This window comes from Acidovorax sp. BL-A-41-H1, assembly GCF_051942715.1.
Genome location: NZ_JBPVJQ010000003.1, coordinates 522,652 through 536,075, shown reverse-complemented (window position 1 = coordinate 536,075; position 13,424 = coordinate 522,652). Strand labels below are relative to the sequence as shown.

General features: G+C 66.2%; 14 protein-coding genes. 6 read left to right on the top strand and 8 right to left on the bottom strand.

The genetic code is table 11. From position 1 onward, the window contains the following. The first annotated feature begins 42 nt into the window (after positions 1-42). Positions 43-1,023, top strand: a complete 981-nt coding sequence (locus tag ACTPOI_RS03505; RefSeq protein ID WP_440106452.1) for a hypothetical protein — start codon at positions 43-45, stop codon at positions 1,021-1,023. A gap of 13 nt (positions 1,024-1,036) precedes the next feature. Here ACTPOI_RS03505 and ACTPOI_RS03500 read toward each other — a convergent pair whose 3' ends face one another. After that, complete coding sequence (locus ACTPOI_RS03500; protein WP_440106450.1) at positions 1,037-2,239, bottom strand: O-antigen ligase family protein; 1,203 nt, start codon at positions 2,237-2,239, stop codon at positions 1,037-1,039. Positions 2,240-2,392: 153 nt separating this feature from the next. Here ACTPOI_RS03500 and ACTPOI_RS03495 point away from each other — a divergent pair, with 153 nt between their 5' ends. Both ACTPOI_RS03495 and ACTPOI_RS03490 read left to right on the top strand, forming a co-directional pair. Beyond that, positions 2,393-3,115 carry a hypothetical protein gene (locus ACTPOI_RS03495; RefSeq protein WP_440106448.1) on the top strand — a complete coding sequence of 241 codons (723 nt, stop codon included), beginning with the start codon at positions 2,393-2,395 and terminating at the stop codon, positions 3,113-3,115. 17 nt (positions 3,116-3,132) lie between these two features. After that, the gene (locus ACTPOI_RS03490; RefSeq protein WP_440106446.1) at positions 3,133-3,873 is read left to right on the top strand and encodes a glycosyltransferase family 25 protein; all 741 of its coding nucleotides are present in this window, start codon (positions 3,133-3,135) and stop codon (positions 3,871-3,873) included. Positions 3,874-3,917: 44 nt separating this feature from the next. Here ACTPOI_RS03490 and ACTPOI_RS03485 read toward each other — a convergent pair whose 3' ends face one another. From ACTPOI_RS03485 to radA, 5 genes are all read right to left on the bottom strand, one after another. After that, positions 3,918-5,009, bottom strand: coding sequence for a glycosyltransferase (locus ACTPOI_RS03485; RefSeq protein ID WP_440106444.1), 1,092 nt, complete (start codon positions 5,007-5,009; stop codon positions 3,918-3,920). A gap of 70 nt (positions 5,010-5,079) precedes the next feature. Then, entirely contained in the window at positions 5,080-5,286 is a 207-nt protein-coding gene (locus tag ACTPOI_RS03480; RefSeq protein ID WP_440106442.1) for a zinc-finger domain-containing protein, read from the bottom strand. A 5-nt stretch (positions 5,287-5,291) separates the two neighbouring features. Next, positions 5,292-6,230, bottom strand: a complete 939-nt coding sequence (locus ACTPOI_RS03475) for a branched-chain amino acid transaminase (RefSeq protein WP_440106440.1) — start codon at positions 6,228-6,230, stop codon at positions 5,292-5,294. Positions 6,231-6,269: 39 nt separating this feature from the next. Then, positions 6,270-6,704: a glycerate kinase gene (locus ACTPOI_RS03470; RefSeq protein WP_440106438.1), complete on the bottom strand. Its 435-nt coding sequence runs from the start codon at positions 6,702-6,704 to the stop codon at positions 6,270-6,272. A gap of 79 nt (positions 6,705-6,783) precedes the next feature. Next, entirely contained in the window at positions 6,784-8,163 is a 1,380-nt protein-coding gene (radA, locus tag ACTPOI_RS03465; protein WP_291516000.1) for a DNA repair protein RadA, read from the bottom strand. A 115-nt stretch (positions 8,164-8,278) separates the two neighbouring features. Here radA and ACTPOI_RS03460 point away from each other — a divergent pair, with 115 nt between their 5' ends. From ACTPOI_RS03460 to ACTPOI_RS03450, 3 genes are all read left to right on the top strand, one after another. Further along, entirely contained in the window at positions 8,279-9,121 is an 843-nt protein-coding gene (locus tag ACTPOI_RS03460; protein ID WP_440106435.1) for an aldolase/citrate lyase family protein, read from the top strand. Positions 9,122-9,167: 46 nt separating this feature from the next. Then, positions 9,168-10,148, top strand: a complete 981-nt coding sequence (locus ACTPOI_RS03455; RefSeq protein WP_440106433.1) for a 2-dehydropantoate 2-reductase — start codon at positions 9,168-9,170, stop codon at positions 10,146-10,148. A gap of 73 nt (positions 10,149-10,221) precedes the next feature. Continuing rightward, positions 10,222-10,845: a glutathione S-transferase family protein gene (locus tag ACTPOI_RS03450; RefSeq protein ID WP_440106431.1), complete on the top strand. Its 624-nt coding sequence runs from the start codon at positions 10,222-10,224 to the stop codon at positions 10,843-10,845. Positions 10,846-11,106: 261 nt separating this feature from the next. Here ACTPOI_RS03450 and ACTPOI_RS03445 read toward each other — a convergent pair whose 3' ends face one another. Both ACTPOI_RS03445 and ACTPOI_RS03440 read right to left on the bottom strand, forming a co-directional pair. Then, a complete protein-coding gene (locus ACTPOI_RS03445) occupies positions 11,107-12,693 on the bottom strand; it encodes an ABC transporter substrate-binding protein (RefSeq protein WP_440106429.1) in 1,587 nt (528 codons plus the stop codon). A 71-nt stretch (positions 12,694-12,764) separates the two neighbouring features. Beyond that, the gene (locus ACTPOI_RS03440; protein ID WP_440106427.1) at positions 12,765-13,373 is read right to left on the bottom strand and encodes a LysE/ArgO family amino acid transporter; all 609 of its coding nucleotides are present in this window, start codon (positions 13,371-13,373) and stop codon (positions 12,765-12,767) included. Positions 13,374-13,424 lie beyond the last annotated feature (51 nt).

Below are 13,424 nucleotides of genomic sequence, written 5' to 3'. Positions count from 1 at the left end.
GTGTCGGGCGCTGCCTACAATCGCGGCACTGCTTTCGCATCCATGCTGCACATCATTGCCAACCCTTTCACCCTGACGGAGTTCCTGCTGGACAGCCTGCCTGTGGACCAGCGTGCCCGCGTACAGATACACCCCAAGCGGATCAAGGGCGTGGCGTATTCCTTGCTGAAAGCGGCAGACGCATGGCTGCCGTTCCGGCTGCCGGGCTTTCGCCCGTTTCCGCAGCCCTACCTGGAGGCGCTGCAAGCCATTCCTGAAGACGCAGCGGTGCTGATATTCGGCATCGAGAACATCAAGGACCTGCGCATCCTCCGCAAGTACCTGCGCACACGCCGCGTGGCGGTGTTCACCTGGAACCCGGTCATCGACTACCAGCAGAACCACCGCGTGCGGCAGGTTCACATCCGGCAGCTCAAGGGGCTGGGCTTTCGTGTTTTCACCTTCGACCCCGAGGATGCGCGCCAGTACGACCTGACGCTTACCCAGCAGGTGTACCGCCAAGTGGATGCGCACCGCCGGGATGCGCCTGCAGACTGGGACATCTATTTTCTGGGCCAGGACAAGAACCGGTTCGACACCCTGCGCGCGCTGGGCGAGCAGTGGCAGGCAGCCGGCCTGCGTACGCGCCTGCAGATGGTGCCCGAGCCCGGCCGAAGCTATCCAGCCACGCCTGCAGTGGAGCTGCTCGCCCGCAGCATCGACTACGAAGCCAACATCGATGCCATCAACCGCTCACGCTGCCTGCTGGAGATCACGCAGGCCAACCAGAACGGCCTGACCGTGCGTTGCCTGGAAGCGCTTTTCTTCGGCAAGAAACTCATCACCAGCAACCCTGCCGTGCGCGGCCTGCCATGGTACGACCCGGGGCGGTTCTTCATCGTTGGGCAGGACGACGCCCGCGGGGTCGGGGCATTTCTGGATGCGCCGCTGCCAGAGCTGCCGCGCGACCTGTTGCTGCCGCATGACTTTGCGCACTGGGTGCGGCAGTTTGAGAGCCTTTCGGCTGCAGGTCGCGCCGCCTGAAACGCCGCCGCCTTTATGCTGTGCTTTCAGACGGCGAACCTGCCAGGCGTGGCGCACTGAGCACCAGCACAAGCCCGAAGCTGTAGGCCAGACCTTCGTTGGCCAGCCAGATGCCGCTATGGGTCAGGTTACCCACAAACGCAACGCCCACAAAGGCCAGGGCAACAGCACGGTCCAGCCGCTCCATGCGCAGGGTCTGCCACAACCCCGCGGCAAACACCGCAGTGAACGCAGCGAGCCCGGCAATGCCGTGCTCGATCATGAAAAACAGGAACTGGTTGTGCGGGTGGAACGAGCCAGCCTTGCACCACTCAGGCGTCGTGGCCACCCTGCAGAATTCGCCGTGATAGGCCCCTGTACCCCAGCCCAGCCAGGGCTTTTGCAGGAACAGCTCCAGGCCATAGTGCAGAAAGTAAAGGCGCGGCCCGATGGAGGTGGTGGTGGCAGGCACCTCGCCCAGCTCCTTGAGCCCCAGCGCTACCCGGGGCCAGATCGTGGGCGACATGAAAACCGCAGCCGCAAGAAACAGGGCCACCAAACCCAGCGCCATCCACCAGCGCCGCATGGGAACCAGGGCCAGTACAAAGGCAACCACCGCAACGGCAGTGGCCACATAGCCCGTGCGTCCGTACGAGAGCTGGGTGTTGCAGACGAAGGCCAGCCCTGCCACTGCAAACCAGGCCCAGCGCTGCCCGGCATTCACGGGCGCACGCATGCCCAGGTACAGGCTGCGCAGCATGAGCAGCGACACCAGCACGCTTTGCGTGATGTAGTCCTTGAACACGGAATGGTCGCCCCCCCAGCCGATGCTGCGGGTGCGCGACCATGGCAGCGTCCACCAGATGCTGAGATAGCTGCTCGCCAGGGTGAAAAGCACGGCGACCATGAACGCCGTCCAGCACTGCTCGCGCGTCTTGCCATCGGACAGCAGCGAGACGGCAATCACCATCAGCAGCAGCTTGTCGTACTTGAGCCAGTGATCGGCTACCACTTTCCATGGCGCGGTGGTGTACAGGGCGCCCAGCAGGATCAGTGCGTAGACGGCCAGCAGGGGGTACGTGATGGCGTTGGCGCGCGCCGTATCCCAGCGCTGGCGCAGCCCTCCGGCCAGAAGCCAGGACAGAAGCAGGCACAGCAGCGCGATATTGGCCCCTGCCAGCGTCCACGGAATGAAGAAATAGGCGGTGACGGCACTGAAGCCAGCCAGAGCGCGCAAGGAAACGTGGGGATACTGCATAGACCATGTCGCCGCACCGGCAACAACATTGACACCAGGCCCGGCACAACGCCTGTGCCCGGACCGCGATAATTGACGCTGTCACATTATCCATTGCGCGGCGGCGCGCCAAACGCCGCCTGCACCGCGTCCATGTCCTTGCCCACCGTCCACACCATGCATTGGGACAACATTCCCGATGTGGTCCTGCTCAAGCAGCGCGAAGTGTTTTCCACCCTGGGCGTGCCGCTGCAGCAGGAGGCGGCCCACCGCATTGCGCACGGCACCTGGATGAACAGCGTGGTCGAACGCATGCAGTCGCAAGACATCGTCATCTTTTGTGACATCGATGCATTTCCCCTCAAGCGCGCGGGCTACGAGATGGCGGTGGCCCATGCCGAGGCTGGGGCGATCTTCGGGCTGTCGCAGTTCTCCAACCACAAGAAGACCACCGAAACCTATGCGGGGCCCATGTTCATGGCGTTTCGCAAGTCGGTGTGGGAACAGCTGGGCCGGCCCGATCTGAAATCGTCGTCGGCCTGGGATGCTGCCGAAGGCATGTCGGTGCTGGCGCGCGAAAATGGCGTGCCACTGGTGCTGCACAAGCCCACGGCCACGCTGATTTCCAAGTTCGCGCTGGGTAACGAGGGCGTCTTCGGTATCGGCACCTTCTACGGCGACAACGACTTCTTTCACCTGTTCGAATCCCGCGAGCCAGCGTACGAGCAACTGCTGGTGGCCGTGGCCGACGATGTGATCGCGCAGCGGCCCCTGCAGTTCGCCCGCTACCTCGACGCCGCGATGGCATTGCAGCAAGGCGGCGGCGTCCCGGCCAAGAAAAAGAAGCGGCGCTGGTGGCGGCGCCTGCTGCGCTGAAGCGGGTGGTGCGCACCATGCCCCTGCCGCTTGTCTTCATCAACCTCGACCGCGACGCCGAGCGGCGCGAGCGGCTGCAGGCGCAACTCGACCAGTTGCCGCTGCCGAGCCAGCGCTTTCCGGCCGTGTGGTGGGCCGATGTACCCGCCGCGCAGGCGCAGCGGTGGTACAGCGATACGCTGAATGCGCGCCAGTACTACAAGCCCCTGCGCAACGGCGAAAAGGGCTGCTACGCCAGCCACATCGGCGCCTGGCAGCAGTTGCTGGCCAGCGACGCACCCGCGTTGGTGGTGCTCGAAGACGATGTGCGCCTGACCCCGCAGTTCACCGCAGTGATCGAGGGCATTGCCGCGCTGCAAGAGCCGTGGGACATGGTCAAGCTGCTGGGCCGCGACCGCGAAAAGACTCGTTCGCAGCGTCCCTTGACGGGCAACACCGTGCTGGTGGGTTACGCCCGCGTGCCCAGCATGACGGCGGGGTACGTGATCAGCCGCGCCGGCGCCGCTCGGCTGCTGGCGCACCGCCAGCCTTTCGGCCGCCCCATTGACGTGGACCTGCGGTTCTGGTGGGAGTGCGGCGATCTGCGCATCCTGGGCGTGTCCCCGGCGGCCATCGCGCTGGATGACACCAGCCTGGTCAGCTCCATCTGGGACGAGCGCGACAAGCTGACGCCCGCGCAGCGCTGGCGCAAGTTCTGCATGAAGTTGGCGCTCACGCTGGGCAACGCCTGGCACCGGCGCAGCCAGCCCAGACTGTAGGTCCGCGGAGCCTGAGCACGCGGTGGCCCGGGCGCCAGGGGCCGTCAGCCCACCCCGGCGTGCACCCGCTCCAGCAGCGCCTGATAGCCAGCATGCATGTGCCCAAGCCCGAACTGCGACTGCGCAGCATGGCGGGCAGCCTGGCCCATTGCGGCTGCGGCACCGGGGTCGCCCAAGAGCCGTGCGATGGCGGCTGCCAGCGCAGCCGCGTCGCCCTCGGGCACCAGCAGCCCGGTTTTCCCGTGTTCGATCACGCCGCGCACGCCCACCACGTCTGACGCCACACAGGCACAGCCCGCCGCCATGCCCTCGACCAGGGCCAGTGGCATGCCTTCGTAATGGGTGGACAGCACAAACAGCGGGTGCTGCATCAGCCGTTGGGGCAGGTCAGCCACCGCACCCAGGAACTGCACCTCGTCGGTCACGCCTTTTTGCTGTGCCAGCGCCTGCATGCGCGCCGCAATGCGCGCCTTGCCGCCGCCGGCCAGATACACCGGCACGTTCAGCCCCTGCGCCTTGAGCAAGGCCGCGGCCTCGATCAACGTGGCATGGTCTTTCTGGCGGGCAAACCGCGCGGCCATGATGATGCCCGGAGCGCGCTCGGCAAACGGCACCAGCGCGGCCTCGGGAAAGCGCTGCAGGTCGATGCCATTGGGAATCGCCACGCAGCGGTCCGCCGGAAAGCCCCGCAGCACCAGCTGCTCTCGCACGCCTTCCGAGACACCGACCGTGGCGGCCGTGCGTTCAGCCAGCCACAGCGCCTGCTTCAGGCGCCAGCGCGTGTAGCGCTCGCGGGAGTTGTGTTCGACATGCACCATGCGCGGCACGCGCGCCAGCAGGCCGGCATAGCGACCCCACAGGTGTTCGCTGTAGCCATGGGCCACCAGAACGTCGGGACGCCATTGCAGGGCCAGGGCCCTCACGGCCCAGATGGTGGCGATGTGTGCCCACCCGGGAACAATGCGTACATCGAGCCCTTGGGCCCGCAACGCGTTTACACGCGCCGGTGTGGTGGTGCGTTTTTTGCGCAGCACCAGCACCACGTCCTGGCCTGCGCTTCGGGCCGCGAGACACAAGTCCACGGCGACCTGGGTCGCGCCCGAAAAGCCCCCGGTGACGAAGTGCATCACGCGCATGGCGTCACCCTGCCTGCGCGATGGCAACGCGGGCGATGCGCAACGCGATCACCGCGCAACCGGGTCAAGCTCAATGCCCGGCGTGCAGGCGCTCGCCCTCTTTGAGGCGGTACACCGTGCCGCAGTAAGGGCACTTGGCCTCGCCGGTGCGGGCGATGTCCAGGTACACCTTGGGGTGGGTGTTCCACAGTTTCATGTCGGCTTTGGGGTTGGGGCAGAAGACCCCGCCCTGCGAATTGAGGTCTTTGGCCAGGACTTCGACAACGGCTTGCGACATGATTTTCAGACCTTGGTGAGCCAGTGGGCGTACTTGGGATTGCGGCCGCCCACGATATCGAAGAACGCAGTCTGGATCTTCTCGGTGATGGGACCGCGCGAGCCGGCACCGATCTCGAGGCGGTCCAGCTCGCGGATGGGCGTCACTTCAGCGGCGGTGCCGGTGAAGAAGGCCTCGTCGGCAATGTAGACCTCGTCACGCGTGATGCGCTTTTGTACGATCTCCAGGCCCAGGTCCTTGGCGATGTGGAACACAGTGTTGCGCGTGATGCCGTTCAGGGCGCCGGCCGACAGGTCGGGCGTGTAGATCACGCCGTTCTTGATGACGAAGATGTTCTCGCCCGCGCCTTCGGACACAAAGCCAGAGCTGTCGAGCAGCAGGGCTTCGTCGTAGCCGTCGTCCAGGGCTTCCATGTTGGCCAGGATGGAGTTGGTGTAGTTGCTTACCGCCTTGGCCTGCGTCATGGTGATGTTGACGTGGTGGCGGGTGTAGCTGCTGGTCTTGACGCGGATGCCGCGCTTCATGCCCTCTTCGCCCAGGTAGGCGCCCCAGGCCCAGGCGGCCACCATCAGGTGGATCTGGTTGCCCTTGGGGGAGACGCCCAGCTTTTGCGAGCCGATCCAGGTCAGCGGGCGCAGGTAACCCGATTCAAGATGGTTCTCGCGCACCACGGCGCGCTGGGCGTCGTTGACTTCCTGTTTGCTGAAGGGAATGTTCATGCGCAGGATCTTGGCGCTGTTGAACAGGCGGTCGGTGTGCTCTTCGAGCCGGAAGATCGCCGTGCCGTCCACCGTCTTGTAGGCGCGCACGCCCTCAAATGCGCCGCAGCCGTAGTGCAGCGTGTGGCTCAGCACATGGATCTTGGCGTCGCGCCAGTCGACCATCTGGCCGTCCATCCAGATCTTGCCGTCACGGTCGGCCATCGAGGGAACTACGGGGCTCATGGGTGTCCTTTGGTTGCTGTGAATCGCAAAGCCAGGATTTTACGGGGCAGCACGGCCGGCTGTTACATCGCTGTCAGAGCCCTCCGGCTCGGGTCGGACCAGCGTCCACTTCACCAGCTTTCCATGCTGGAACTCGCAGGTGACGTGCGAGCGGGTGCCATCCGTCCAGCGGTACACCTCGGGATCGGCCCCGTCTGCGGACAGAGGTTCGCCCAGCGCCTGCGTCATCGCCACCACATGCATCAGGTTGACGCCCTCGGTTAGCCGGGCGTTGAGCATGACGGCGCTGCCCACATAGCCGATGGGCCGCTTGGCGGCCTTCTTCATCACGTTCACCAGCCGCGTGAAGTGCAGCAGGGCCCACATGACCAGGCCACCGCTCACTGCAGCCACTCCCGGCCAGCCATAGGCGACAAAGCCGAAGATGACCAGACCGACGACCCCCACGGGCACGAGAATTTTGCGCAGATTCATCCCGCCATTGTCTTACGGCGGCGCCTGCCCCGCCCTGTGGGGATTGCTTAGGCGTGCCGCCGCGCACCTGTTGCGGACATCACATTCCCCGCACCACGTCCATGGCCTCATCCACGCGCTCCACGGCGTGGATGGTCAGCCCCTCGATGGGCTTCTTGGGGGCATTGGCCTTGGGCACCACGGCCACGGAAAAGCCCAGTTTGGCGGCTTCCTTCAGCCGCTCCTGCCCGCGGGGCGCAGGGCGCACCTCGCCCGCCAGCCCCACCTCGCCAAAGGCCAGAAAGCCCCGGGGCAACGCCTTGCCCCGCAGGCTGGAGGTGATGGCCAGCATCACCGCCAGGTCTGCCGCAGGCTCGCTGATGCGCACGCCGCCTACGGCATTCACGAACACATCCTGGTCCATGCAGGCCACGCCCGCGTGGCGGTGCAGCACGGCCAGCAGCATGGCCAGGCGGTCCTTGTCCAGGCCCACGCTCAGGCGGCGCGGGCTGGGGCCGCCGGTGTCCACCAGCGCCTGGATCTCCACCAGCAGCGGGCGCGTGCCCTCCAGCGTCACCATCACGCAGCTGCCGGGCACGGGCTCGCTGTGCTGGCTCAGAAAGATGGCGCTGGGGTTGCTCACGCCCTTGAGGCCCTTCTCGGTCATGGCAAACACGCCGATCTCGTTGACGGCGCCAAAACGGTTCTTGATGGCGCGCACCAGGCGGAACTGGCTGTGCGTGTCGCCCTCGAAATACAGCACCGTGTCCACCATGTGCTCCAGCACGCGGGGGCCCGCCAGCGCGCCCTCCTTGGTGACATGGCCCACCAGAATGACGGCGATGCCCGTGCCCTTGGCCATGCGCGTGAGGTGCGCCGCGCATTCGCGCACCTGAGCCACCGAGCCCGGCGCGCTGGTGAGCTGGTCGGAGTACGTGGTCTGGATGGAGTCGATGACGACCACCGCCGGCTGCGTGGCCTCCACCGTGGCCAGGATCTTTTCGAGCTGGATTTCGGCCAGCAGCTGCACCTGGCTGCCGTCAATGCCCAGGCGGCGCGAGCGCAGCGCCACCTGCGCGCCGCTTTCCTCACCCGTCACGTACAGCGTGGGCAGCCCGGCGCGCTGCAGCGCATCCATGGCCTGCAGCAGCAGGGTCGATTTGCCAATGCCCGGATCGCCGCCGATGAGCACCACGCCGCCCTCCACAATGCCGCCGCCCAGCACGCGGTCCAGCTCGTCGATGCCGCTGGGGGTGCGCGCCACGTCCTGCGCCTCGATGGCGGCCAGCGGCAGTACAGGCTGCGCATTGGCCAGGCCCGCGTAGCCCTGCGGCGCGCTCAGCCGGTTCTTGCCCGGCGCGGCCTCGGCCACCTGCTCGATCAGCGTGTTCCAGGCGCCGCAGGACGGGCACTTGCCCAGCCAGCGCGGGCTGGTGCCGCCGCACTCGGTGCAGGTGAACGTGGTTTTTTCTTTGGCCATGGCGGTGTGGATGGGAGGACGCAAAAGCAGGGGTAACCGACTATAGCGACCCGCCCCGCACGCATCGGCAACAGCCCGTACGATGGCAGGCTTCGCACCGCCGCAGGAGTTCCGATTGCAGACCCCCACCAACGTTTTCAAGCAGGCCATGGCCCAGCGCCAGGCGCAGATCGGCCTGTGGCTGGGCCTGGCCGATGCCTACAGCGCCGAGATCCTGGCAGGCACCGGCTACGACTGGCTGCTGGTCGATGGCGAACATGCACCCAACGACCTGCGCTCCATCCTGCACCAGCTGCAGGCCATAGCCAGTGCGGCCAGTGCGACCAGTGCATTGCCGCCAGGCGCACAAGCGCCCCACCCTATTGCGCGCGTGCCGGTGGGTGACACCGCGCTCATCAAGCAGTACCTGGACCTGGGCGTGCAGACCCTGCTGGTGCCCATGGTCGATACGCCCGGGCAAGCGCAGCAACTGGTGCGCGCCACGCGCTATGCCCCCGAGGGCGTACGCGGCATGGGCAGCGCGCTGGCCCGTTCGTCGCGCTGGCAGGCCTACCCGCAGTACGTGCACGAGGCCAACCAGCAGATCTGCCTGCTGGTGCAGGCCGAAACGGTGGAGGCCATGGCGAACCTCGATGCGATTGCGGCCACGCCCGGCGTGGACGGCGTATTCATCGGCCCGGCCGACCTGTCGGCATCGATGGGCCACCCCGGCAACGCCGGGCACCCCGACGTGCAGGCGGCCATCCACGATGGCATCCGTCGCATCCTGGCTGCAGGCAAGGCCCCGGGCATCCTCGCGACCACCGAATCGCAGGCGCGGCAGTGGCTGGCGGCGGGCGCTTTGTTCGTGGCGGTGGGGGTGGACACCATGCTGCTGGCCCGTGCTGCGCAGGATCTGCTGGCGCGGTTTCGCCCCCCGGGTGCCTCGCCGGCCGCCTCGCACACGCCCGGCTACTGATGGCATCTCCTGCACATTTCCTGAATTCAAAAAAGGCTCGATGACGATGAAGGCATGTATCTACGGCGCTGGCGCCATTGGCGGCTGGCTGGGCATGGCACTGGCGCAGGCCGGCTGCGAACTGGGCGTGGTAGCACGTGGCGCCACGCTGACGGCGCTGCAGGCCGACGGGCTTCGCCTGCGCCGGGCTGACGGCACGCTGGCACACACGCCTGTGAACGCGCAGGCCCACCCGGCCGACCTGGGCGTACAAGACCTGGTGGTGCTGGCCGTCAAGGCCCCCGGCCTGCCCGATGTGGCGCGCGCCATGGGCCCGCTGATCGGGCCCCACACCATCGTGCTGACGGCCATGAACGGGGTGCCTTGGTGGTTCCTTGACGGATTTGGCGGGCCTGCAAGCGGCCACGCGCTGCAGTCGGTGGATGCCGGCGGCGAGATCGCACGCGCCATTCCCGGCCGCCACGTGCTGGGCAGCGTGGTGCACACCAGCTGCTCGGTGGAAGCCCCGGGGCTGGTGCGCCAGCACTTTGGCAACCGGCTCATCGTGGGTGAGCCCGGCGGCAGCCGCAGCGCACGGCTGCAACAGGTGGCCGATACGCTGCAGCGCGGCGGCATCGATGTGGAAGTGACCTCCACCATCCAGAAGGACATCTGGTTCAAGCTGTGGGGCAACCTCACGGTCAATCCCATCAGCGCGCTGACCGGCGCCACCACCGACCGCATCCTGGACGACGACCTGGTACGCGGCTTTGTGAGCGCCGTGATGCTGGAGGCCAAGGCCATCGGCGAAAAGCTGGGCCTGCCCATCGACCAGCAGCCCGAAGACCGCCACGCCGTCACCCGCAAGCTGGGCGCATTCAAGACATCGATGCTGCAAGACGTGGAGGCTGGCAAGCCGCTGGAGATCGACGCGCTGGTGGGCGCGGTGCGGGAGCTGGGGCAGATCACCGGCACGCCCACGCCGCATACGGACGCGCTGCTGGGCCTGGTACGGCTGATGGGGCGCACGCGGGGCCTGTACACATGATTTTTGAGCAAAACTGGCTTCAAGCCCAGGCTAAATAATCCTCTTTAGCTATTAACAACATAGCGATACGACCATGACAAACCTTTCGCTTCACTACGCGCCTGGCACCTGCGCACTGGCCGTTCGCATCGCGCTGGAAGAGGCTGGCGCCCCGTACGAGCTGGTCCGCGTGGACTTCGCCTCGGCCCAGCAGCGCAGCCCGGCATACCTGGCCCTGAACCCCAAGGGCCGCGTGCCGGTGCTGGTGACGGGCCAAGGGGTGCTGACCGAAACACCCGCATTGCTGGTCTATGTGGCGCAATCCTTTCCTGACGCCCGCCTGGCCCCTGCCGACGCCCACGGCTTTGCGCGCATGCAAGAGTTCCACAGCTACCTCGCGTCCACCGTGCATGTGGCCCACGCACACCGGCCCCGCGCCAGCCGCTGGGCTGACGAGCCCGACGCCATCGCCGCCATGCAGCGCAAGGTGCCGCAGAACATGACCGACTGCTTTGATTTCATCGAACACCACTACTTTGCCCGTGCGGATCAGGGCCCCTGGGTGATGGGCGCGCAGTACACGGTGGCCGATGGCTACCTGTTCACCATCGGCACCTGGCTGGAGGGCGATGGCGTGGACATTGCCCGGTTCCCGAAGGTGTATGCGCACGCGCAGCGGGTGCGGGAGCGGCCGGCAGTGCAGCGCGCGCTGGCCTGAATCGTTGCGGGCTCATTGCCTCAAAGCCGCCTGAATGCGCAGCCTTTGAAACTGGCGCGGCCGAGGCGAGGGCCGCCGCGCAAGGGCCGCCTGGCTGCGTAGGCAGCGCTGCACTTGCGTGCGCTGGCGGCGTCCCCCTTCCCGAATTGCGCAGCAATTCGAGAAAGGGGCTGAGGGCCGTGGCTCCAAGCCTGCCTGCGCAGGCTTGGACGTGCCCGAAGAGCCGCCGCCTCTGGCGGTGGCACCGAGGCGCGAAGCGACTCAGGGGGTTGTCACTCTCAAATACCGCCAGTCGATCCGGTTGTCCGCACGGTGGATCACATCCACCTTCTTCGTCGCAGCCCACGGAATCACCTGGTTGTACAGCGGGATGTGTGTCACCAGCTCATGCTCCTTGATCAGCGCCTGTTCGATCAGGTTGTTGCGCGTGGCGGTGTCGGTTTCCTTCTTCACCCGTTCGATCAGCGCATCCATCTGCGGGTCTGAGAAACGGCCCAGGTTGAAGTTGCCGTCGCCCCCCGCGCCGGGCGAGCGCACCAGCGACTGCAGGCTGTAGAACGCATCAAACGTGGGCACGCCCCAGCCCAGCAGGTAGATGCTGGCCTCGTTGCGCTGGATCATCGGGAAGTAGGTGGCAAACGGCAGCGAGCGCAGCTTGGCCTTCACGCCCACCTTGGCCCATTGCGAAGTGATGGCCTGGCACAGCTGCTCGTCGTTGATGTAGCGGCCTGCACTGCAGGCAAAGTCCACTTCAAAGCCGTTGGGGTAGCCCGCGTCGGCCAGCAGCTTTTGGGAGGCCTTGGCGTCAAACGGGTAGCGCACGTCGGCCTTCTTGGTCCAGCCGTTGACCTGGTTGGCAATCAGCGCGCCGGTGGGCTGGGCCAGCCCGCGCATCACCACGCGCTGGATGGACTGGATGTCGATGGCCTGGTATAGCGCCTTGCGCACGCGCTGGTCCTTGAGCGGGTTCTTGCCCTTCACGTCCGAGCCCGGCAGCTCCTCGCGGAACTGGTCCATGCCCAAAAAGATGGTGCGGTACTCGGGTCCTTCCAGCACCTTCAGGTTGGGCGTCTGCTTGATGCGCGCCAGATCCTGCAGGCTGGGGTCGATCACGAAGTCCACCTCGCCCGACAGCAGCGCGGCCGTGCGCGTGGCGTCGGCCTTGATGGGCGTGTAGACGATCTCGGTCAGGTTGGTGGGGTACTTGCCCTTGCCCCACCAGTTGGGGTTGGGCTCCAGCACCACGCGCTGGTCGGGTGTCCACTGCTTGAGCTGGTAGGGGCCCGTGCCCAGCGCGTTGCGGTGGGCATAGGTTTCGTCCTTGTTCTTGATGTCCTTGGGCTCCACAGACTTGTTCTTCTCCGCCCAGGCCTTGCTCATGATGCGCAGCTCGGTCAGCTGGTTCACCAGCACCGGGTTGGGCAGCTCGGAGTGGATGTCGATGGTGTAGGCATCGATCTTTTCGACACGGTCGATGCCTTGGGTGTACACGGCAAAGTTGGAGCTTTTGGCCTTGGCGCGCTCCAGCGAGAACTTGGCGTCATCGGCCGTGAACTCGCTGCCGTCACTGAACTTCACGCCCTTGCGCAGGGTCAGGCGCAGCTGCGTGGGCTTGACCAGCTTCCACTCGGTGGCCAGCGACGGCTCGGGCTTGAAGGTCTTGCTGTTGTATTCGACCAGCGTGTCGTACACCGCGCCGTGCATGGTGTTGTTCACGCCCACGTTCTGGGTATGGATGTCCCAGGATGAAATGTCTACCGAGCGGGACCAGCGGAAGGTGTTGGCCTGTGCGGCCAGGGGCAGTGCGGCGGCCACGGCCGCCGCAAGCAAGAGGAACTTGAAACGCATGGGGATTACTCCAGATCAATCAGCCCCCACTATGGCGCAATACGCTTGTCCGCGTAACGAACTTGTCTTTCTTAGCTTAGAACCATCACCCCGGCCAGCAGCAGCATGGTGGCTGCGGTGGCTGCATCCAGCACACGCCACGCGGCGGGCGATGCAAACACCGGCGCCAGCCAGCGCGCGCCGAAGCCCAGCGCCATGAACCACGCCGCACTGGCCAGCGCACCGCCCACGGCAAACGCGGCGCGCCCCCAGGCCGGGTAGGGGCTGGCCATGGTGCCCAGCAGCACCACGGTGTCCAGGTACACATGGGGGTTCAGCCACGTCAGTGCCGTCACGGTGAGCAGCGTGGTGCGCAGGCTGGCGCCAGGGCCGCTGGCAGACACCAGCAGGTGCGCCGGACGCAGGGCCCGGGCACCTGCCTGCAGCGCGTAGCCCACCAGAAAGATCGCCCCCGCCCAGCGCATGAACTGCGCCCACTCGGGCCGCGCCGCCAGCACGCCGCCCATGCCCCACACGCCAGCCTGCAGCAGCACGGCATCGGACAGCGCACACACCATCACCACCGGCAGCACATGCTCGCGCCGCAGCCCCTGGCGCAGCACAAAAGCGTTTTGCGCGCCAATCGCCATGATGAGCAGCGCGGTCGATGTGAATCCGTGAACGAGGGCAGTGGTGGTCATGGGCCGCGATTCTGCTGATGGCCCTGCATTCACGCCAGCTATACTTTTTAA